This is a genomic window from Paraburkholderia sp. J41 (assembly GCF_905220235.1).
Taxonomy (GTDB): Bacteria; Pseudomonadota; Gammaproteobacteria; order Burkholderiales; family Burkholderiaceae; genus Paraburkholderia.
Map to the genome: position 1 here is coordinate 1 of NZ_CAJMZE010000026.1, position 22,344 is coordinate 22,344.

The following is a 22,344-nucleotide window of genomic DNA, read 5'->3' on the forward strand; positions in this document are numbered from 1 at the left end:
GGTTGGGGGCGCTGCGTTTGGCTGCTTCGTTTGGCTGCTTCGTTTGGCTGCTTCGTTTGGCTGCTTCGTTCGTGCTTCGTTTGGGCCGCTTCCTTCATGCCGCTTCCTTCGCGCACCTTCGCTCGCGCAACAGCGCACCGTGCGACGCGCGCGTCTACCGGCTCGCGACCGAGGCGCGTTTGCGCGCGCCGCCGGCCGCCTTGCCGCCCTCGGCGCCCTCGCCCGCGAACACGCCCAACGCGCGCCACGCGAGCAATTTGGCAGCGAACGTCATCGACGCATAAGCGGGACTCGTGGAAGGCAGCCGCAAGATCGCGAAGCGCCGCGCATGCGCGCCCAGAATGCGTTCGCCGATGCGCGCCGCCGTGCCGCCGTTGAAAGCGATGGCTTCGAGCGCGGGCAGGCTTTCGACCAGCGCGACGAGGTCGTTGCCCGCATGATCGCGAATATTGCCGTCCAGACTGCCTTCGCGGCGCGCCTGCGCCACCACGTCCCACAAGCCGACGCGATGCGCCCGCAGCGTGAGCAGGCGCGTTTCGTACGCCATCGCGGGCAGGTTTTCGCCGATCACCTCGCCCACGAGATGCCAGAACCGGTTCTGCTTGTGCGCGTAATACTGCTGATGCGCAAGCGACGCCTCGCCCGGCAGGCTGCCGAGAATCAACACGCGCGTGTTCGCATCGACGACGGGATCGAAGCAGCGCTTGAAATTCATGTCGACGTCCATGCCGATTTTCATGCCGATCACTGCCCGCGCGTCGCGCGTGACTGCGCATGCGCGCGCGACGCCGTGTGATCGAGCGCGCCGCGCTCGCGTTTCGCGTGAGCTTGCGGATTGCGAACGCCGCCGGCCAGATGCGCCCAAAGCGCGGGCAACATGCATTCGGTGACGAGCAAAGGCGCGCCGCCGCGCACGAACACCGAGCGGCGCGCGAGCAGCGCATGCGGCAGGTCGCGGCGTTCGACCTCGCGCGCCGCCAGCGCAAAGAGCGGCTGACCGGCGCCCACGCGCCGGCTCACGAGCGCCGAACGCGCCACGCCGCTGTCGCTGTAGAGCAGTTCCGCGAGCGGCCGCGTGCGCAGGCGGCGCATTGCCTGCCAGACGCCGCGGCTCGCGGCGAGCGGCGTCGCGCTGTGCGCGGCCACGAACGGCACGCCGTCGACGGCAAGCACGATCTCGCGCACCCATGCGCGCTCGCGCGGCGCAAGGCCGAGCGCCGCGCCTTCGTCGGACCACGGCATGGCGACGGCCTCGCGCGTCACGCGCACTTCGACGCGCCCGAGCGCGCGCAAATGCGCCGTGAGCGAACCGCCGCGCGTGAGCCAGTCTTTCTGGTCGGCGCTGAAGGCGGGCGACGGCGTGACGCGCCAGTGCGCGTCGGCGGCTTCGAATCGTTGGGGCATGAGCCAAATTATAGGGCGCGCGGGTTTCGCTTCGCCGCGAAGCGCGCATGCGCCGGAAAAACAAAACCCCTTGCGGCCGGCATCGCCGCAAGGGGTTTCGGCTTTCACGCGCCCGCGAAGCACGGACGCGCGACCGGCGCGCGAAATGCCCGCAAGGCGCTTAGCGCGCCAGCAACAACGCGTTCGTGCGCTTCACGAAGCTCGCCGGATCGTCGAGCGCGCCGCCTTCGGCGAGCAGCGCCTGATCGAACAGCAGATGGCACCAGTCGTCGAAACGCGCGTCGTCGGCTTGCAGCGCCTTGACGAGCGGATGCTCCGGGTTCACTTCGAGGATCGGCTGCATCGAAGGCGCCGCCTGGCCCGCCGCCTTGAGCATGCGCTGAAGGTAGCCGCTCATGTCGCCCTCGTCGGCCACGAGGCACGAGGGCGAATCGGTCAGGCGGAACGTGAGGCGCACGTCCTTGGCCTTGTCCTTGAGCGCGTCCTTCATCTTCTCGACGAGCGGCTTGAGTTCTTCGCTCACCTTCTCCTGCTGCTGCTTTTCCTCGTCGTTGAGCGCGCCCAGATCGAGGTCGCCGCGCGCCACGCTCGCGAGCGGCTTGCCGTCGAATTCGTTGAGGAACGAGAGCATCCACTCGTCCACGCGATCGGTGAGCAGCAGCACTTCCACGCCCTTCTTGCGGAACACTTCGAGGTGCGGGCTGTTCTTCGCGGCTTGCCAGGTGTCGGCGGTGACGTAGTAAATCTTCGTCTGCTCGGGCTTCATGCGCGCGACGTAATCGGCGAGCGAAACGCTCTGCTCGTTCGTGTCGTTATGCGTCGAGGCAAACCGCGCGAGCTTCGCCACGCGCTCGCGATTGGCGTGATCCTCGCCAATGCCTTCCTTGAGCACCTGACCGAACTCGGTCCAGAACTTCGCGTACTTCGCCTTGTCCTCGTCCTTCGCTTCCGAATCGGTTTGGGCTGCCGCCAGTTCCTCGAGCATCGAGAGCACGCGCTTGGTCACGCCGTCGCGAATCGCCTTCACGTCGCGGCTTTCCTGGAGGATTTCGCGCGAGACGTTGAGCGGCAGATCGGCCGAATCGACCACGCCCTTCACGAAACGCAGATAGTTCGGCAGCAGTTGCTCGGCGTCGTCCATGATGAACACGCGCTTCACGTAGAGCTTCAGGCCGCTCTTGTGGTCGCGGTTCCACAGGTCGAACGGCGCGTGCGCGGGCACGTACAGCAGTTGCGTGTATTCGCTGCGGCCTTCGACGCGGTTATGCGTCCACGCGAGCGGGTTCTCGTGATCGTGCGCGAGATGCTGGTAGAACTGCTGATACTGCTCGTCGCTGATCTCGCTTTTCGAGCGGGTCCACAGCGCGCTCGCCTGGTTGATGGTTTCGAAGTCGTCCTTCGTGACCATCTCGCTCTTTTCGGCGTCCCATTCTTCCTGCTTCATTTCGATGGGCAGGCCGACGTGATCCGAATACTTCTGGATGATCGACTTGAGCTTGTACGACGAAAGCAGCTCGTCCTCGCCTTCGCGCAGGTGCAGCGTGATCGTGGTGCCGCGTTGCGCGCGCTCGATCCTGTCGACCGAGAATTCGCCCTCGCCCGCGCTTTCCCAGCGCACGCCTTCGCTCGCGGGCAGACCCGCGCGGCGGCTTTCCACGGTGATCCTGTCGGCGACGATGAAGCCCGAATAGAAGCCCACGCCGAACTGGCCGATCAGCGCCGCGTCCTTCTGCTGGTCGCCGGAAAGCTTGCCGAAGAATTCCTTGGTGCCCGAGCGCGCGATCGTGCCGAGGTTTTGCACGGCTTCGTCGTGGCTCATGCCGATGCCGTTGTCGTCGATCGTGATGGTGCGCGCGGCCTTGTCGTAGCCCACGCGAATGCGCAGGTTCGGGTCGCTTTCATAGAGCGCGCTGTTTTCGATCGCCTCGAAGCGCAGCTTGTCGGCTGCGTCCGATGCGTTCGAGATCAGCTCGCGCAGGAAAATTTCCTTGTTGCTGTACAGCGAATGGATCATCAGGTGCAGAAGCTGTTTCACTTCCGCCTGGAAGCTCATGGTTTCTTGTGCCATGCTCGGGAGTCCTCTTTCGTTGCAATGCGGATCAGTCTGTGTGTGGCCGCGATTTTCGCCGGCGCCGTCGGCCGATTTCCTTCCGACCTTCCGCCGACCTCCAGCCGATGCGCCTTCGCACCGGCGCTCGCCGGCCTGAAACCGGCACATCGGTCAACACGTCGGTCGCAGCTCGGTCGGCACCTCGGTCGGCCCTCGGTCGGCGCATGGGCCGGCGCATCGCGGCGCGCCGCCCGTGCATATCGGGCCGGGCGGCGGCTTTTCAAGGGCGCGGCCGCCTATTTCGTCGCGCGCGCCATGCGCTCCAGATAATTGCCGAGGAACGCGGGCAGCGCCGGATCGCCGCAATTGGCGATGTTAAAGCGCATCCACGTGGTCGGCGACTGATGCGGCGAGAACAGGCTTCCCGGCGCCAGCAGGAAACCGGCCTCGTGGCCTGCGGCGGTGAGCGCGTCGGCGTCCACGCCCGTGTCGGCCCAGAGAAACATGCCGGCGCCCTGCGCGACGAAGAGGCGGCAGCCCGCCCGCTCCAGCATGCGCGCGGCCTTGTCGCGCACCGTGTCGAGCCGCGCGCGCAGCCGCTCCACGTGGCGCCGGTAATGGCCTTCGGTGAGCACGCGATAAAGCACGCGCTCGTTGAGTTCCGGACTCGTCATGCCGACGAGCATCTTCTGGTCCGCGACCGCCTGAGCCACGTCCGCCGCGCACGCGATATAGCCCACGCGCAGATTGGGCGCGAGCGTTTTGGAAAAACTGCCGAGATAGATCACGCGGCGCAACTGGTCGAGGCTCGCGAGCCGCGTGGCCGAATAGCCGGTCGGGCAGAGGTCGCCGTAGATATCGTCCTCGACGACGACGAAATCGTACTGTTCCGCGAGCCGCAGGATGCGAAACGCCTGCGCCGCCGTGAGCGACGTGCCGGTGGGATTTTGCAGCACCGAATTGATGACGAGCAGCTTCGGCCGCCACGTTTCCACCAGCGCTTCGAGCGCGTCCAGGTCGGGGCCGTCGGGCGTGTACGGCATGCCGACGAGCCGCGCGCCCTGCGCGGCGAAGCGTCCGAACATCTGGAACCACGCCGGATCGCCGACCACGACGGTGTCGCCCGGCTGCACGTAAAGGCGCGCGAGCAGGTCGATCGCCTGCGTGATGCCGGAAACCAGCACGATCTGCTCGGGCGTCGCACCGATTTCCAGTTCGGCCAGGCGCGTCTGAAGCTGCTGGCGCAGCGGCAGGAAGCCCTGCGGCGAGCCGAAGCCGAGGAGCGGTGTGCCGCTTTGGCGGCCGAGCGAGCGCATCGCGCCCGTGAGCAGTTCGCCGTCGAGCCAGCGCGGCGGCAGATAGCCGAGCCCCGGGCCTTTCTCGGGCCGCGTGGACGTGTGCAGCATGTTGCGCAGCAGCCACACCACGTCGATGGTGGTCGGCGCGGGCGTGCCGGTCGCCGGGGCGCCCGCGGCCAGCGGCTGGCGGTCGCCGGCCGGCACGACCAGCGCGAGGCGCTCGCGCACGTAGAAGCCGGAGCCGCGCCGCGAATCGAGATAACCCTGCGCGACCAGCCGCTCGTAGGCCTCCACCACGGTGAAACGCGACACGCCTTTGTCGAGCGCGAGCTTGCGGATCGACGGCATGCGCATGCCGGGCCGGAACACGCGCTCCTCGATGCGGCGGCGGCCCCACTGCACGAGCTGATCGACGAGCGTGAGCGTGGCCGCGTCGTGCGGGGCGGGAATCTGGTCGAGCGGAACGGACGACATGACTTCTCCTGGGCTGGCGCGGCCCGGCGTTCGCCGGATGCGGCGCGCGCGGGCAACTTGCAACTTGCGGCAAGCAACGCGCGGACGCAACTGTACCGAGCACTATCGGATCGATTGTACCGTTACTGTCCGCCGGGCTGCCGGTACATTCGATCGCATGCGTACCGGTAAGGCGTCGCCTCGACCCGAACCGGCGATCCCGCCCCCGTTGCGGCGCATTCCCGCAGTCAACCGTCCTCAAGTCATGAAAGCACGCGAAAGCCAAGGCATGCTGCTCGGCCTCGTCGGCGTGATGATCTTCAGTCTCACGCTGCCGATGACGCGCATCGTCGTCGCCGAATTCCATCCGCTCCTGAACGGGCTCGGGCGCGCGCTCGTCGCCGCCGTGCCGGCCGCGCTGCTGCTCGCGCTGCGCCGCGAAAAGCGGCCCACGTGGCGGCAGACCCGCAGCCTCGCCGTGGTGTCGCTGGGCGTGATCGTCGCGTATCCGGTGTTTTCGGCCTGGGCGATGAAAAGCGTGCCCGCTTCGCACGGCGCCATCGTCAACGGCTTGCAGCCGCTCGCCGTGGCGATCTACGCGGCGTGGCTCTCGCACGAACGGCCGTCGAAGGCGTTCTGGGCGAGCGCGCTCGTGGGCAGCGCCCTCGTCGTGGCATTCGCGCTGCACGCGGGCGGCGGCGCCTTGCACGCGGGCGACGCGTGGATGCTCGTGGCCGTGGGGCTCGGCGCGCTCGGCTATGCGGAAGGCGCGCGCCTCGCGCGCGAGCTGGGCGGCTGGCAGGTGATCTGCTGGGCGCTCGTGCTGTCCGCGCCGTTTCTCGTGCTGCCGGTGGGCTGGCTCGCGTGGGCGCACCACGTCGCGCATCCCGGCCCCGTCGCGCTCAAGACCTGGCTCGCCTTCGGCTACGTCACGCTGTTCTCGCAGTTCATCGGTTTCTTCGCGTGGTACGCCGGGCTTGCGATGGGCGGCACGGCGCGCGTCGGCCAGGTGCAACTGCTGCAAATTTTTTTCACGATGGCGTTTTCGGCGCTGTGCTTCGGCGAATCGGTCGCGCCTTCGGCATGGCTTTACGCCGCTGCGGTGATCGCCACCGTGATGCTCGGCCGCCGCGCCGCGATCCGCACGGCGCCCGTGCCGGCGCGCGCTTGAGGCCGTTTCGCGTCATAATCGACGGTTTCCGGCGGTTCGCGTGATTCGCGATCCGCGCGTCGCCCGGGTTTCCGGCGTTCCGAAGATCCGACGACCCGAAGATCGACGTCCCGAAGATCCGACGTCCCGACGACCCGTTCCGACGATCGCGCCCTTTGCCGTGGGCGATGCGTAGCGCCATTCGTATTCCGATTCAGCATTCAGTTTCACTCGCCCGACCCCAACAAGGAGACCCCATGGACCAGAGCGATCTCAAGGCCGCGCCCGCGTGGCAACTGTCCGAGCGCGCAATCAAGCTGACCAGCTCGGCGATTCGCGAAATCCTGAAGGTCACCGAACGTCCCGAAGTCATTTCGTTCGCGGGCGGCCTGCCCGCGCCGGCGAGCTTCCCGGTCGAGGCAATGCGCGCGGCCGCCGACCGCATCCTGCGCGACGAAGCCATCGGCGCGCTCCAGTACAGCGCCACCGAAGGCTATCTGCCGCTGCGCGAATGGGTGGCCGCGCGCCATTCGGGCAACGGCGTGACGATCCGCCCGTCGCAGGTGCTCATCACCACGGGTTCGCAGCAGGCGCTCGATCTGATCGGCAAGGTGCTGGTCTCGCCGGGCAAGCCCATCCTCGTGGAAACGCCGACCTATCTCGGCGCGCTGCAATCGTTCTCGCTCTACGAGCCGGCCTACGTGCAGGTGCCGACCGACGAATCCGGCCTGATCCCCGCAGCGCTCACGCCCGAACTCACGGCCGGCGCGCGCCTGCTCTACACGATCCCGAACTTCCAGAACCCCACGGGCCGCCGCCTGCCGCTCGAACGCCGCAAGGCGCTCGCCGCGTTCGCGCAGCGCGCGTCCTTCCCGGTGATCGAGGACGATCCCTACGGCGCGCTCGATTACGCGGGCCAGCCGCTGCCCACGCTGCTTTCGATGGCGCCCGAGCACATCGTGCATCTCGGCTCGTTCTCGAAGGTGCTCGCGCCGGGCCTGCGCGTGGGCTACATCATCGCGCCCGAGGACCTGCACTTCAAACTCGTGCAGGCCAAGCAGGCCACCGACCTGCACACGCCGAGCTTCACGCAGCGCATCGTCCACGAAGTCGTGAAGAACGGCTTTCTCGACACGCACATCCCGAAAGTGCGCGCGCTCTATCGCGACCAGTGCGAGGCGATGCTCGACTCGCTCAAGCGCAACATGCCCGAAGGCGTGAGCTGGAATCGCCCCGAAGGCGGCATGTTCGTGTGGGTGACGCTGCCCGCGCACATCGACAGCATGAAGCTGCTCGAGGAAGCCGTCGCGCAGAACGTGGCCTTCGTGCCCGGCGCGCCGTTCTTCGCGGAGCAACCGCAGCACAACAAGCTGCGTCTGTCGTTCGTGACGGTGCCGCCCGCGAAGATCGAGGAAGGCGTCTCGAAGCTCGCCGCGCTGATTCGCGCGCGCGTCTGAGGCCGCGAAATTCCGGGCGCCGGCGCGCCCGGCCCCGCCGATTGATCCATCATCCCGCACAGGAAAACTGAAATGGCTGACACCAACGTCTACGACCGCCTCGAAGCGCTCGGCATCGAGCTGCCGCAAGCCGGCGCACCCGCGGCCGCCTACGTGATGAGCGCGCAAAGCGGCAACACGGTGTATCTCTCGGGCCACATCGCGAAGAAAGACGGCAAGGTCTGGACCGGCAAACTCGGCGACTCGCTCACGACCGACGACGGCAAGGCCGCCGCACGCGCCGTCGCCGTCGACCTGCTCGCCACGCTGCACGCCCATACCGGCGACCTCAACAAGGTCACGCGCATCGTCAAGCTGATGAGCCTTGTCAATTCCACGCTCACGTTCACAGAGCAGCACCTCGTGACCAACGGCGCCTCGGAACTCATCGCCGACGTCTTCGGCGAGAAAGGCAAGCACGCGCGCTCGGCGTTCGGCGTCGCGCAGATTCCGCTCGGCGCCTGCGTCGAAATCGAACTGATCGCCGAAGTTCAGTAAGCGGTTCCCGGCCGCTCGAAGTCGCTCGCGAGCGCTCACGGCCGTTCAGGTCAGCGCGGGCACCCGGCGTTCCGTCAAGGCCCGCGCGCTTTTGTCCTTGTTTCGATTGCGCGCGCGCACCTTCTCGCGCATGCTCTTGCGCCCTCTTCCCCGCTTCTCCGCTTCTTGCCGCCATGAGCCAATCCAGCGTCCGCTTCAAACAGGTCGATGTCTTTACGTCGGTGCCGTTCAAGGGCAATCCGCTCGCCGTGGTGTTCGACGCCGACGCGCTGAGCGGCGACGAAATGCAAGCCATCGCGCGCTGGACCAATCTTTCCGAGACCTCGTTTCTGCTCGCGCCCACGGACGAACGCGCCGACTATCGCGTGCGCATCTTCACGACGAAGGGCGAGCTGCCGTTCGCGGGCCATCCCACGCTGGGCACGGCGCACGCGTTTCTCGAAAGCGGCCGCGCGCCGAAAACGCCGCGCCGTCTCGTACAGGAATGCGGCGCGGGTCTCGTCGATCTCGCCGAGGGCGACCACGGCGCGTGGGCCTTCGCCGCGCCGCCCGCGCGCATGACGCCGCTCGCGCCCGCACACCACGATGCCTTGCGCGCCGCGCTGCGCACCGACGCCATCGACTTCACGGCCGCGCCCACAGGCGTCGACAACGGCGCGCCGTGGCTCGTCGCGCGGCTCGAATCGGCGCAAGCCGTGTTGGCGCTCGACGTCGACTACGAGGCGCTCACGACCATCGCGGACAGCGTGGGCGCGCACGGCCTCGCTGCCTACGCGCCGCACGACGCGAACGGCCCGGCAACCTTCGAGGTGCGTTGCCTCATGACGGGCCTCGGCAACGGCGAAGACCCGGTGACGGGCAGCGCGAACGCGTCCATCGCCATGCTGCTCGCGCAGCAGAACCGCCGTCCCGGCACGCGCTATACGGCACGCCAGGGCACCGTGCTCGGCCGCGACGGTCGCGTACACGTGGCCTACGACGACGCGGCGGGCAGGATCTGGGTCGGCGGCCACTCGGTCACGACCATCGACGGAACGTGCCGGCTCGCTTGAGATTCGCTCGAAGCGCGAAACGCAAGGCATGAACAGAGCGCATAAGCAGAACGCATAAGGAAAGCGCGAGCGGGAAGCATGCGCAGGGCATCGGCGTATCGGTGAATCGGCGTATCCGTGAATCGGTAAATCGGCGTATCGGCGTCGGCGAATAACGAACGCCGCACCGCTTCGGACCATGCGCTTTCGCGTGTCTATGCACCGGACATGGGCGCCGCGCGCCGTGACGAGCGCGCGGCGCGCGCACTGGCGTATACCCGGGAGGGCATGGCTTCCTTATTCATGCCCCAACCATTAATATCGGAGCATTGGGCGCGTGAGGCGCCCCGTTTGCTTTCGTACGCGCGCGCCGGGTTCTGCGCGTAACGCACCTTCCTCTGCCGTTCCGTCGCCCATGCCGCCGATCCATCCGAGCGCTCCGTTGCCGTGCCGGCTGCCGCCTTCGCGGCGGGCGGCGTGGCGCGCGCCCCGCGCGCGCTCGCGCGCCACGCCGCTCGCGGGGCGGGCGCAATGAGCACGCCCCGCGGCCCGTTTTCACGCGAATCCGCCCTGCGCGGCAACCCGGGACCGGCCTACACGCGCCCGCGCGCGCTGCTGGCCATTCCCATTCTCGGCGTGCTGGTGCTCATTCTGTTATGGGCCGTCATCTTCACGCGCCTTTCCGTCGAGAAAGAAGCGACCCTGCGCGAGTCCGCCGCGTCGGCCGCGATTCTTTCGGCGGCGCTCGAACAGCACACGGTGAAGGCGATCCATCAGGTCGACCAGATCACGCGCTTCGTGAAGTACGAGTTCGAGAAGTCGCCCGAGCACTTCAACCTGCTGAGCACGGTCGAGAAAAGCGTCGTGCAGAGCGATTCGCTCGTGCAGGTGTCGCTCATCGACGAACACGGCAAGCTCGTCGCCAATACCGCCGACCCGAATCCCAAGCCCATCGACCTCTCCGACCGCGAACACTTCAAGGTACACGAGCACGAGAACGACGACCAGCTCTACATCAGCAAACCGGTGCTCGGGCGCGTTTCCGGCCACTGGACCTTGCAGATGACGCGCCGGCTCAATCACCCGGACGGCTCGTTCGCGGGCGTCGTGGTGGTTTCCGAAGATCCCAGCTATTTCACGAGCGACTTCTACAACAACGCGGCCATCGGCCGTGACGGCGTGATCGCGGTGATCTCGGACACGGGCGCCGTGCTCGCGCGCCGCACCGGCAGCGCGGTACGCGCGGACGGCACGTTCTCCGCGAGCGGCACGTATCCGATCTCGGAACACGTGTCGGGCACGTATGTCGATCCGATCGACCACGTCACGCGCATCGTTTCGTACCGGCATATCGACGGCTATCCGCTCGCGGTGCTGGTGGGTCTTTCGCAGGCCGAAGAATTCGCCGACTACAACCACACGCGCGACGTCTACCTGATGATGGCGACGTTCATCTCGCTCGCCATGCTGTCGTTCTTCGCCGTGGCCACCGGCTTGATCGGCAAGCTGCTCGGGCGCGAGCGCGAGATGTCGCAACTCGTGCAGTACGACCTGCTCACCGGCTTGCCCAACCGCTACGCCACCTTGCAGCGGCTGCGCCACGAAGTCTCGCAGCCCGGTAACCTCGGGCGCCTCGCCATTCTTTTCATCGACCTCGACAACTTCAAGACCGTCAACGACACGCTCGGCCACAACGCCGGCGACATCGTGCTGCAAATGAGCGCCGCGCGCCTCGCGGACGCCGTGGGCGGCGCGGGCACGCTCGCGCGCATCGGCGGCGACGAGTTCGTGGTGATCGTCAAGGGCGACGACATCGAGAAGCGCGCCATCGCGCTCGCCGAAGCCACCAACGCCGCGTTCACGCATCCGTTCGACGTGCGCGGCAGCGCATTCGTGCTGCACGCGAGCACGGGCATCGCCCTCTTCGCGGTCGCGCACGAAAGCGAAATCGATCTGCTCAAGAAGGCCGATCTCGCGATGTACGCCGCCAAGGAAGCCGGGCGCAACTGTTTCCGCTTTTACTCGCCGCAGCTCGCGCATCGCGCCGATCATCTGATGAAGTGGGAGCAGCAGCTGCGCGTGGCGCTCGCCGAGAATCAGCTTTTTCTCGCGTATCAGCCGAAGATCGACCTGCGCCGCCGCTGCATTACGGGCTTCGAGGCGCTGGTGCGCTGGAATCATCCGCAATACGGCCTGATTCCGGCAGGCGAGTTCATTCCGGTGGCCGAATCCACGGGCCTGATCGTGCCGGTGGGCGACTTCGTGATACGCACCGCCTGCGCGCAACTCGCGCAGTGGCAGCAGCAAGGCCACGAAACGCTCACGCTCGCGATCAATATTTCGGCGGTGCAATTCTGGCGCGGCGACCTCTACGAAACGGTGGCGCTCGCCATCGAGGAAACCGGCATTGCCGCGCACCGGCTCGAACTCGAAATCACCGAAACGGCGATGATGGAGTATCCGGAACTCGTGTCCGAGAAAATCTTCGCGTTGAAGCGCCTGGGCGTGCGCGTCGCGCTCGACGACTTCGGCACGGGCTATTCTTCGCTGTCCTATCTGAACCGTTTCGCCGTCGACACGCTCAAGGTGGACCGCTCGTTCGTGCAGGCCATTCCCGCCGACCGCAGCGTGTGCGTGATGGTCTCGGCCATCGTCAATCTCGCGCGCTCGCTCGGGCTCACGGTCGTGGTGGAAGGCACGGAAACCGAGGAGCAGATCGCATGGCTTTCCGCGCTCGGCCCCATCGAGGCGCAAGGTTTCCTGTTCTCCCGCCCCGTGCCGGCGGAAGGCGTGGCCGCGCTGATCGAGCGCTTCGGCGTATGCAGCATCGCGCCGCCCGCCGGCACGCACACGGACCGCGACGACCGCCGCAACGAGCGCCTGAGCGACGCGCCGCATTCGCGCTGAAACCGCACGCGGGCCGCGCCGCGGCCGGCCGTTTCAGCGCCGGTTTCAGCGCACGATTCAGCGCCCGTTTCAGCGCGAGCGCGTGCGCTGCCGCGTAAAGCCGCCGAAAAACGCGCGCGCGTTGTCCTCCAGGCTTTCGAGGTGATAACCGCCTTCCTGCACGATCACGGAAGGCAGATCGAGCGCGCCGATCGCTTCGCCCAGGCGCCCGAATCCTTCGGTGCTCACGGCCACCTTCGACTGCGGGTCGTCCTTGTAGATGTCGAAGCCGAGTGCGAGCACGAGCGCGTCGGGTTGAAAGCGCCTGAGCACGCGCAGCGCGGCCTCCACGTTGTCGAAGAACACCGCTTCGCTCGCGCCGTGCGGCATCGGCAGGTTGACGTTGAAGCCTTCGCCCGCGCCCGCGCCGCGCTCCTCCTCGTAACCGGCCACCACGGGATAGAAGTTGGTCGGGTCGCCGTGAATCGACACGTAGAGCACGTCGTCGCGGCCATAGAAGATTTCCTGCACGCCCTGGCCGTGATGCATGTCGGTGTCGAGAATCGCGACGCGCGCAAAGCGGCGGCGCAGCGACTGCGCCGCGACCGCCGCGTTGTTCAGATAGCAGAAGCCGCCCGCCGCGTCGCGGCGCGCATGATGGCCGGGCGGGCGGCTCAGCGCGTACGATTCGCGCGCGCCGTCGTTCACGCAGGCGGCCGCCGCGAGCGCGCTTTGCGCCGACCAGTACGCCGCGCGCCACGTGTTCGCGCCCACCGGGCAACTGCCGTCGGCGAGATAGCGCGCCGCCTGGGCGAGCACGCCGCGCAGCGGATTCGGCTCGCGCACGAACACGTTCGACATCACTTCGTCGCCCCAGTCGTCGGGCATGCGCTTCCATTGCGCGTGGGCCTCTTCGAGAAAGCGCAGATAGTTCATGTCGTGTACGGCGGCGAGCGGCGCGGCGCCGAAGTCGGCGGGCTCGCTCACGTCGAACCCGAGCGATCGCGCGGCCGCGACGAGACGCGCGGCGCGCTCGGGCACTTCCTGCGGCTCGCGCATCTGCCCGCGCGACAGGTACGTGCGCGGATGATGCAGCAATTGCTCGGGGTGGAACCACGTCTTCATGTTTCGTTCTCCTTCGAATCCGGGATTACGCGTGCGCGGCCGCGGCGGCATAGGCGCCCGCGCGCGCCGCCACGGCGTTGAGCAGCACGTTCGCGCCCGCGGTGACGTCGGCGGGCAAGGCGTCTTCGGCTTCGTTGTGGGAAAGGCCGTCCACGCACGGGATGAACACCATCGCCGTGGGGCAATGGCGCGCGAGGTGAATGGCGTCGTGGCCCGCGCCGCTCACGATGCGCTCGTGCGAATAGCCGAGGCGCTTCGTCGCGGCCTCGACGAGCGCGACGCACTGCGCGTCGAACGGCGTGGCCGGGCTGCTCCACGCTTGCGCGACGGACACGTTCAAGCCGCGCGCGCGCGCCGCCGCCTCGCACACCGCGCGCAGGTCGCGCTCCATCGCGTCGAGCATGGCGTCGTCGGGATGGCGCAGGTCGACGGTGAACGAGAGGTTCGCGGCAATGGTGTTGCGCGACGAATTGGCGATCTGCGCCTGGCCGATCGTCGCGAGGCCGAGCGGCGCGTAGCGCGCCAGCGCGCGTTCGAGGTCGAGCGACATCTGCGCGGCGCCGAACCACGCGTCCTTGCGATAGCGCATCGGCGTGGTGCCGGCATGCGCGGCCACGCCCGTCACGTCGACGTCGAACCAGCGGATCGCCTGGCCGCCCGTGACCACGCCGATGGTGTTGCCGTTCGCCTCCAGAACCGGGCCTTGCTCGATGTGCGCCTCGAAGTACGCGTCGACCTTCACGCCCTGCGCGGCGCGCGTGCCCCGCGCCCGACTCGCGTCGAGCGCCTGCGAAAGCGTCACGCCCGCCGCGTCCGTGCGCGCGAGCGCGTCCTCCAGCGGCATCGCGCCGGTGAACACCGCCGAGCCCAGCATCGCGGGCGTGAAGCGCGCGCCCTCCTCGTTGGTCCACGAGCCGATTTCGATGGGTTTCGCGGTGCGCACGTTCGCGTCGTTGAGCGCGCGCACGACTTCCAGCGCGGCCAGCACGCCGTACACGCCGTCGAAGCGGCCGCCTTCGGGCTGCGTGTCGAGATGGCTGCCCATCATCACGGGCGCGGCCTCGTCGTCGTCGCCCGCGCGGCGCGCGAACAGATTGCCCACTTCGTCGGTCCACGTCGTCATGCCCGCTTCGTGGCACCAGCGCACGAACAGTTCGCGGCCGCGCCGGTCCTCGTCGGTGAGCGCGAGACGGCGCACGCCGCCGCCCGCCGTCGCGCCGATGCGCGCCATGTCCATCAGGCTCGCCCACAAGCGCGGGCCGTCGATCTGCAACAGGTCTTTCATCGTCATATCCTTTCGTCAACCATCCGGCGCTCGTTCAGGTGCGAACCGCCTGGGGCGCGGCATCGTCGTGCGCGTGCAGATGACGGCGCGCGTCGAGCGCGACGATGCACACGAGCGAGACGCCCGCGAGGCCCGTGTAGAACACCGCGAGCGGCCACCATTGGCCGGCGTGGCGATGCGCGAGCCACGTGCCGACGAGCGGCGTCAAGCCGCCCGCGATCGCGCCGCACACCTGATAGGCGAGCGAGATCGCCGAATAGCGCACGCGCGTGGGAAACACGCCCGAAACGAAGCCCGCGATCACCGAATAGAAGCTCGCCATGCAGATCACGGCGATGGCGATGCCGATCACCATCGGCACGACCTTGCCGCTTTGCACGAGCATGAACATCGGGTACGGCGACAGCATTGCCGCAACGGCCGCGCATTTGAGAAAGCGCGCGCCGCCCATGCGCTCGGCGAGCCACGCGGCAAGCGGCTGCGCGAGGAACTGGATGATCGCGACCACGAACAGGCAGTCGAGAATCAGCGAACGCGTGATGCCGACGTACTGCGTGGTGTACGCGATCATGAACGTGTTGGTGAAGTAGACGCCCGCGATGCCGATGGTGTTCGCGCCGATGCACAGCAGCACGAGCCCCCGCGCCGAGCGGAACACTTCGGCGATCGGCAGCTTGACCGTGCGGCGCTGGTCCTTGAGGCGCTCGAACTCGGGCGACTCGTTCACGCCGAGGCGAATCACGATGCCGACCACGAGCAGCAGCGCCGAAACGAGAAACGGCAGGCGCCAGCCCCACGAGAGAAAGTCGGCCTTGTCGAGCGACGTGACCGAGCGGAACGCGAGCAGCGAAAGAATCAGGCCCGCGGGCGAGCCCAGTTGCGCGAACGAGGCGAAGAACGTGCGGCGGCCCTCGGGCGCGTGCTCGCCCGCCATCAGCACCGCGCCGCCCCACTCGCCGCCCACGGCGATGCCCTGCACCACGCGCAGCAGCACGAGCAGCACCGGCGCGAGCATGCCGAAGCTCGCGTACGAGGGCAGCAGGCCGACGCAGACCGTGGCGACGCCCATCATCATCAGCGTGGTCATGAGCGCTTTCTTGCGGCCGATGCGGTCGCCGAGATGGCCGAAGATCAGGCCCCCCAGCGGCCGCGCGAAGAAGCCCACGGCGAAGGTCGCGAACGAGGCCATGGTGCTGACGAAACGGTCGTCGGAAGGAAAGTACAGCTCGCCGAACACGAGCGCGGCGGCCGTGGCGTAGATGTAGAAGTCGTACCACTCGATCATGGTGCCGATGAACGCCGCGGCGGCGGCGCGCACCGGCTGCCGTGCGGCGGCGGTGTGCGGTGTTGTCATGGGTCAGGTCTCCTTCCGATGCGCCCGATTGCGCAACCGGCTCGCAAGCTTTATCGCCAGCCAGAAAACATTAGTCAAATTTCGCGTTATTATTCTGCGCATAAATTTAACTAATACCTTAGCCGATCAACACCATGCGCGCCGACGCCACCCGCTTTCTCAACGACCGTCTCGACTGGAACCTGCTGCGCACCTTCCTCGCGATCATGCAGGAGCGCAGCCTGAGCCGCGCCGCCGCGCGCCTCTACGTCACGCAGCCCGCCGTGAGCCAGGCGCTCCGGCGGCTGGAGGAATCGCTCGGCCGCAAGCTGATCGAACGGCGCGGCGCGCTGTTCGTGCCCACACCGGCGGGCGAAGAGGTGTACCGCATCGCGAGCGACATCTACGGGACGATTTCGCAGCTGGAAACCGGGCTCGACGAACCCACCGCCGACGTGACCGGCTCGATCCGCCTGCTCACGGTGAGCCGCATCGAGTCGCGGGTGTACGACGAATTTCTCGCGGAGTTTCATGTGGCGTACCCGCGCGTCGACTTGCAGATCGAGGTGATGCGCTCGTCGGACATCATCTCGTCGCTGCAACAGAAAACGGCCACGGCGGGCTTGAGCCTGTGCCGCACGCCCGTCGACAAGCTCGAGATGCGCTGCTTCCTGCGTCAGCGCTACGCGATCTTCTGCGGGCGGCATCACCGGCTGTTCGGTTTGTCGCAACTGACGATGGAAGACCTGCTCGCCGAAAATTTCGTCTCGTTCACGAGCGACCAGATCGGCGACAGTCTTTCGCCGCTCGCGGTGTTTCGCGATCAGCGCGGCTTCACGGGCCGGATCGTGGCGTCGTCACCGAGTCTGGACGAAGTGCGGCGGCTCATTTACGCGGGCTACGGCATCGGCTGCCTGCCCGAACATACGGTGCGCGACGACCTGGCGCGGCAGCGCTTGTGGCGGCTGCCGCCGGAGGAAGGGCTCGTGGACGTGGACATCCACCTGCTCTGGCATCGGGAGAGAAAACGCAACGCGGCCGAAGCGGCGTTCTTCGACGCGATGGAGCGCTGCATGCAGCGTCACGCGCTCGCCGAGCGTTTATGAGAACAGCGCGCGCCGAAGGTTGCGCAGGCAACCTGGGGCGCGCGCGGGGGCAGCGCGAATCAGAACCCGCGCGCGAGCGCCGCGACGCCGATGGTCACGATGCCCAGCACGAGATTGATGACGACGAGACGGCGCATCGTGCCCACGGCGCGCGCGCCGTCGGGCCACTTTTGCGCCTGCACCGCGCGGCGGATGCGCGCGAACACGGCAAAGCGGATGTGGCCGAAGATCAGCATCATGATGACGCCCAGGCCGGCCATGGCGTGCAGTTGCCACGTGGCGTGAGCGCCGCCGAACTGCATCAGCAGAAAGCCGCCCGTGAGCAGAATCACGATGATCGACGCGCCCACCCAGTTGAAGAAGCGGCTGAACACGGACTCGATGAGCGGCAGGCGCAATTGCGGCGAAAGATCCTCGAGCGCGGGGCGCAGGCAGAAGTGCGCGAACACCATGCCGCCCACCCAGACGGCCACGGCAAGCAGATGCAGAAAAAGCGCGATTTCGATCGCGTGACCCATGCTGGAATATCCTCGTAGATAAAGCGGTTCGGGCGCGAACCGTCGTGCGCGGCATTATTTCATGCCGTGCCGCGATTCGCGCCGGACCTGAGCTTGTGAGCGACGCCCTTTCAGCGGCGCGTTTCTAGCGTCGCGTTCCGGCGGCGCGGTTTCGCGCGGCGCGTTACTGCGCCAGCACCGGACGCATGCCCGCGATCGTCTTGAGCCGCGAGTCCGGCACGCGGCCCTTGCGCGCGCGCTTGCCGGTCTGCGGCGCAAGCACCGGGCCCGCGAGCTTGTCCTCGCCGGGCTTGCCGCCGCGTATCGTGCCCACGAGCACCACGCCCGCCGCGTTGATCGCGAGCGCCTGCACGAGCGTTTCGTTGTCTTCGAGCTGCATCAGCGTGACGCCGCGCCCGCCGCCCGAAAGCGTCTTCATCTCGTCGAGGCCGAACACGAGCAAACGCCCGCCCGACGACAGACACGCCACTTGCAGCGCATCGGGCAGCATCGGCATGGGCGCGAGCGGCACGCTGCCTTCGTCGATCGTCATGAACGCCTTGCCGGCCTTCACGCGGCTCACCATGTCGCCGATCCTCGCGATGAAGCCGAAGCCGTTGCTCGACGCGAGCAGCAGCGCCTGGTCCGCGCTCGCCGCGAAGTAATGCAGCAGATGCGTGCCCGCTTCGAGTTCGATGAGCGAAGTGACCGGCACGCCGTCGCCGCGGCCGCCCGGCAATTGCGCGACCGCCACCGAATAGACGCGGCCCTTGCTGCCCCACGCGATGAGCGTGTCGGGCGTGCGGCACTGGAACGCCGCGTAAAGGCCGTCGCCGGCCTTGAACGTGAAGCCCTGGCTGTCGAGGCCGTGGCCCTTCAACGCGCGCACCCAGCCCTTTTGCGACACCACCACCGTGACGGGCTCGTCCACCACGCGCGCTTCGAAGATCGCGCGCTTTTCCTGCTGGATCAGCGTGCGGCGGTCGTCGCCGTATTGCTTCGCGTCGGCTTCGATTTCCTTCACGATGAGCCGCTTCATCGACGACTCGTTCGCGAGCAGTTCCTCCAGCCTGGCCTTTTCCTCGCGCAGTTCCGCGAGTTCCTTCTCGATCTTGATCTTTTCGAGCCGCGCCAACTGGCGCAAACGGATTTCGAGGATGTCCTCGGCCTGGCGCTCGGAGAGGCCGAACGCGCTCATCAGCGCGGCCTTCGGCTCGTCCGACTCGCGAATGATGCGGATCACCTCGTCGATATTGAGGAAGACGATCATCCGCCCTTCGAGGATGTGGATGCGGTCGTCGACCTTGGTCAGGCGATGGCGCGTGCGGCGCGTGACGGTGGCGAAGCGAAAGCCGATCCACTCGCCCAGAATCTCGCCGATGCCCTTCTGGCGCGGCCGGCCGTCCGCGCCGATCATCACGAGATTGAGCGACGCGTTCGATTCGAGGCTCGTATTGGCGAGCAGCACGTTGACGAATTCGCCCTGATCGATGCGGCTCGTCTTCGGCTCGAACACGAGGCGCACGGGCGCGTCCTTGCCCGACTCGTCGCGCACGGCGTCGAGCAGGCCCAGCATGGTCTGCTTGCTTTGCAACTGCTCGGGCGTGAGCGTTTTCTTGCCGAGCTTGAGCTTCGGGTTGGTGAGTTCCTCGATCTCTTCGAGCACCTTCTGGCCGGAGGTGTTCGGCGGCAATTCGGTCACGACGAGCTGCCACTGCCCGCGCGCGAGATCCTCGATCTTCCAGCGCGCGCGCACCTTGAGGCTGCCGCGGCCGGTTTCGTACGCCGCCGCGATTTCGGCTTCGCTCGAAATGATCTGGCCGCCACCGGGGAAATCCGGCCCCGGCAGGCGCTCCATGATTTCGGCGTACGTAAGCTTCGGATTGCGAATCATCGCCACGGCCGCGCTCGCCACTTCGCGCAGGTTGTGCGAGGGAATTTCCGTCGCCATGCCGACCGCGATGCCCGACGCGCCGTTGAGCAGCAGCATCGGCAGGCGCGCGGGCAACTGCTTCGGCTCCTGGAACGCGCCATCGTAGTTCGGCATGAAGTCGACGGTGCCCATGTCGATTTCGTCGAGCAGGAGCTTGGCGAGCGGCGTCAAGCGCGCTTCGGTGTAACGCATGGCCGCCGCGCCGTCGCCGTCGCGCGAGCCGAAATTGCCCTGACCGTCGATGAGCGGATAGCGCATCGAAAAGTCCTGCGCGAGGCGCACGAGCGCGTCGTACGCGGATTGGTCGCCGTGCGGGTGATATTTGCCGAGCACGTCGCCGACCACGCGCGCCGACTTCACGGGCTTGGCGTTGTCGCCGAGACCCATCTCGTTCATCGCGTAGAGAATGCGGCGCTGCACCGGCTTCTGGCCGTCGCAAACGTCGGGCAGCGCGCGGCTCTTGACCACGCTCACGGCGTAGTCGAGATACGCGCGTTCCGCGTAGTGGCCGAGCGTGAGCGTGTCGCCAGCGGGGGCGGCAGTCACATCAGCAAAAAGATCGTCCATGTTTCAATCGGTCCGTAATCGTGTGGGGTGGCGTGCGAGCGCGCGGATCAGATGTCCGCTTCGACTTCGTTGCCCTTCTCTTCGAGCCACGAGCGGCGCGAAGCGGCTTCGCCCTTGCCCATCAGCATGGTCATGCGCGCGACGGTGGACTCGTAGTCGAGTTCGCCGAGCGCGACCGGCGAAAGGCGCCGCGTGTCGGGGTTCATCGTCGTGTCCCAGAGCTGCTCGGCGCTCATTTCGCCCAGGCCCTTGAAGCGGCTGATCGACCATTGCGTCTCGCGCACGCCGTCCTTGCGCAGCTTGTCGAGGATCGCCTCGAGTTCGCCGTCGTCGAGCGCGTAGAGCTTCTGCGCGGGCTTCTTGCCGCGCGCGGGCGCATCCACGCGGTAGAGCGGCGGACGCGCCACGCACACGTGGCCGCGCTCGATCAGTTGCGGGAAATGCTTGAAGAACAACGTGAGCAGCAGCACCTGGATGTGCGAGCCGTCCACGTCGGCGTCGGACAGAATGCAGATCTTGCCGTAGCGCAGGTTCGAGAGATCGACGCTCTCGTCGGGGCTGTGCGGATCGACGCCGATCGCCACCGAAATGTCGTGTACTTCGTTGTTGGCGAAGAGGCGGTCGCGCTCGGTTTCCCACGTGTTGAGCACCTTGCCGCGCAACGGCAGGATGGCCTGGTATTCCTTGTCGCGGCCCATTTTCGCGGAGCCGCCCGCCGAGTCGCCCTCGACGAGAAAGAGTTCGTTGCGCGCGAGATCGGTGGATTCGCAATCCGTGAGCTTGCCGGGCAGCACGGCCACGCCGGAACTCTTGCGCTTCTCGACCTTCTGGCCCGCGCGCGTGCGCGCTTGCGCCTGCTTGATGACGAGGTCGGCGAGCTTCTTGCCGTGCTCGACGTGCTGGTTGAGCCACAGTTCGAGCGCGGGACGCGCGAACGACGAGACGAGCTTCACGGCGTCGCGGCTGTTCAGGCGCTCCTTGATCTGCCCCTGGAACTGCGGATCGAGCACCTTCGCCGACAGCACGAACGAGACGCGCGCGAACACGTCCTCGGGCAAGAGCTTCACGCCCTTCGGTTGCAGATTGTGCAGCTCGACGAAACTCTTCACGGCCTGGAAGAGACCGTCGCGCAGGCCGCTTTCGTGCGTGCCGCCCGCGGGCGTGGGAATCAGGTTGACGTAGGACTCGCGCGTGAGCGGCCCTTCCTCGCTCCAGGCGACCACCCATGCGGCGCCCTCGCCTTCGGCGAAGGTGTCGTCGGTCGTGCGCGCGTCGGCGTAACGCTCGCCTTCGAACAGCGGGATCAGCAGATCGGCGCCGCCCATGCCTTCGAGCAGATAGCCGCGCAGGCCGTCTTCGTACTTCCACGCGAGACGCTCGCCGGTTTTCTCGTTGATCAGCTCGACTTCGACGCCCGGCAGCAACACCGCCTTCGAGCGCAGCAGCCGCTGCAATTCGCCGAGCGGCAGGTTCGCGGAATCGAAATACTTCGGATCGGCCCAGGCGCGCACGCGCGTGCCGTTCTTTTTCTCGTCGCGCGCGGCGCTGCGCGTGGTGAGCGGCTTCACGACGTCGCCGTCGGCAAAACCGAGTTCGGCCACCTTGCCATCGCGCCAGACGGTCACGTCCAGCCGCTTCGAAAGCGCGTTCGTGACCGACACGCCCACGCCGTGCAGACCGCCCGAGAACGTGTAGGCGCCGCCGGCGGCCTTGTCGAACTTGCCGCCCGCGTGCAGCCGCGTGAACACGATCTCGACGACGGGCACTTTCTCTTCGGGATGCAGGCCGAACGGAATGCCGCGGCCGTCGTCCTCCACGGAGACGGACTGGTCCGCGTGCAGCGTCACGGTGATGCGTTTGCCGTAGCCGCCGAGCGCCTCGTCCGAAGCGTTGTCGATGACTTCCTGAAAAATGTGCAGCGGATTCTCGGTGCGCGTGTACATGCCCGGCCGCTGCCGGACGGGCTCGAGGCCCTTGAGCACCTTGATCGACGCTTCGCTGTAGCCAGCGTTCGCAGCGTTTGACTTCTTCGTAGACATGGTGGTCCGCAAGGGTCGTCCGCGCTTATCCACAACTTGTGTGGACATCTGCGTGGACAACGCGTTGAGTGTTCAAAAAAAGCGAAACGAAACAACGAGATGAACCGGCTGCGCAACGCGATGGCGCGGCGCGCCGCAAGTGAGCAGCCGGTCGCGCTGTCGGTCGGATTCGCGAGGTATTGTACTGATTTGG

Annotated in this window: 16 protein-coding genes; 6 read left to right on the plus strand and 10 right to left on the minus strand. The window is 67.1% G+C overall.

The genetic code is table 11. The features are described 5' to 3' along the window. Positions 1-154 precede the first annotated feature (154 nt). From U5805_RS23040 to U5805_RS23055, 4 genes are all read right to left on the minus strand, one after another. Positions 155-715: a DNA-deoxyinosine glycosylase gene (locus U5805_RS23040; RefSeq protein ID WP_322105898.1), complete on the minus strand. Its 561-nt coding sequence runs from the start codon at positions 713-715 to the stop codon at positions 155-157. A gap of 29 nt (positions 716-744) precedes the next feature. Next, on the minus strand, positions 745-1,404 hold the full coding sequence (locus U5805_RS23045) for a chorismate--pyruvate lyase family protein (RefSeq protein ID WP_322105817.1): 660 nt from the start codon (positions 1,402-1,404) through the stop codon (positions 745-747). Between the two features lie 160 nt (positions 1,405-1,564). Continuing rightward, entirely contained in the window at positions 1,565-3,472 is a 1,908-nt protein-coding gene (gene htpG / locus U5805_RS23050) for a molecular chaperone HtpG (RefSeq protein ID WP_322105818.1), read from the minus strand. A 278-nt stretch (positions 3,473-3,750) separates the two neighbouring features. Further along, positions 3,751-5,226 (minus strand): PLP-dependent aminotransferase family protein, encoded by a 1,476-nt coding sequence (locus U5805_RS23055; RefSeq protein ID WP_322105819.1) that lies wholly within the window; start codon positions 5,224-5,226, stop codon positions 3,751-3,753. A gap of 244 nt (positions 5,227-5,470) precedes the next feature. On the opposite strand from U5805_RS23055, the gene U5805_RS23060 reads away from it, so the two are divergent. The 5 genes from U5805_RS23060 to U5805_RS23080 all read left to right on the plus strand — a co-directional run bounded on the left by U5805_RS23060 (position 5,471) and on the right by U5805_RS23080 (position 12,287). Continuing rightward, a complete protein-coding gene (locus tag U5805_RS23060; protein ID WP_322105820.1) occupies positions 5,471-6,376 on the plus strand; it encodes a DMT family transporter in 906 nt (301 codons plus the stop codon). Between the two features lie 236 nt (positions 6,377-6,612). Continuing rightward, positions 6,613-7,812, plus strand: a complete 1,200-nt coding sequence (locus U5805_RS23065; RefSeq protein WP_322105821.1) for a PLP-dependent aminotransferase family protein — start codon at positions 6,613-6,615, stop codon at positions 7,810-7,812. 72 nt (positions 7,813-7,884) lie between these two features. Next, positions 7,885-8,349 (plus strand): RidA family protein, encoded by a 465-nt coding sequence (locus U5805_RS23070; RefSeq protein ID WP_322105822.1) that lies wholly within the window; start codon positions 7,885-7,887, stop codon positions 8,347-8,349. A gap of 173 nt (positions 8,350-8,522) precedes the next feature. Continuing rightward, positions 8,523-9,401 carry a PhzF family phenazine biosynthesis protein gene (locus tag U5805_RS23075; RefSeq protein ID WP_322105823.1) on the plus strand — a complete coding sequence of 293 codons (879 nt, stop codon included), beginning with the start codon at positions 8,523-8,525 and terminating at the stop codon, positions 9,399-9,401. A 510-nt stretch (positions 9,402-9,911) separates the two neighbouring features. After that, positions 9,912-12,287, plus strand: a complete 2,376-nt coding sequence (locus U5805_RS23080; RefSeq protein WP_322105824.1) for an EAL domain-containing protein — start codon at positions 9,912-9,914, stop codon at positions 12,285-12,287. Between the two features lie 69 nt (positions 12,288-12,356). Here U5805_RS23080 and U5805_RS23085 read toward each other — a convergent pair whose 3' ends face one another. From U5805_RS23085 to U5805_RS23095, 3 genes are read right to left on the minus strand one after another with little or no spacing between them, the layout of a single operon-like run. Next, positions 12,357-13,391, minus strand: coding sequence for a histone deacetylase family protein (locus tag U5805_RS23085; RefSeq protein WP_322105825.1), 1,035 nt, complete (start codon positions 13,389-13,391; stop codon positions 12,357-12,359). A gap of 25 nt (positions 13,392-13,416) precedes the next feature. Continuing rightward, positions 13,417-14,676, minus strand: coding sequence for a Zn-dependent hydrolase (locus tag U5805_RS23090; protein WP_322105826.1), 1,260 nt, complete (start codon positions 14,674-14,676; stop codon positions 13,417-13,419). Between the two features lie 34 nt (positions 14,677-14,710). Further along, positions 14,711-16,030 carry an MFS transporter gene (locus U5805_RS23095; RefSeq protein ID WP_322105827.1) on the minus strand — a complete coding sequence of 440 codons (1,320 nt, stop codon included), beginning with the start codon at positions 16,028-16,030 and terminating at the stop codon, positions 14,711-14,713. Positions 16,031-16,164: 134 nt separating this feature from the next. On the opposite strand from U5805_RS23095, the gene U5805_RS23100 reads away from it, so the two are divergent. Next, complete coding sequence (locus U5805_RS23100; protein ID WP_322105828.1) at positions 16,165-17,115, plus strand: LysR family transcriptional regulator; 951 nt, start codon at positions 16,165-16,167, stop codon at positions 17,113-17,115. A gap of 59 nt (positions 17,116-17,174) precedes the next feature. On the opposite strand, the gene U5805_RS23105 is transcribed toward U5805_RS23100, so the two are convergent. From U5805_RS23105 to U5805_RS23115, 3 genes are all read right to left on the minus strand, one after another. After that, a complete protein-coding gene (locus tag U5805_RS23105; protein WP_322105829.1) occupies positions 17,175-17,633 on the minus strand; it encodes a CopD family protein in 459 nt (152 codons plus the stop codon). A 163-nt stretch (positions 17,634-17,796) separates the two neighbouring features. Then, entirely contained in the window at positions 17,797-20,112 is a 2,316-nt protein-coding gene (gene parC / locus U5805_RS23110) for a DNA topoisomerase IV subunit A (protein ID WP_322105830.1), read from the minus strand. Positions 20,113-20,159: 47 nt separating this feature from the next. Further along, positions 20,160-22,151 (minus strand): DNA topoisomerase IV subunit B, encoded by a 1,992-nt coding sequence (locus U5805_RS23115; protein WP_322105831.1) that lies wholly within the window; start codon positions 22,149-22,151, stop codon positions 20,160-20,162. Positions 22,152-22,344: the final 193 nt, after the last annotated feature.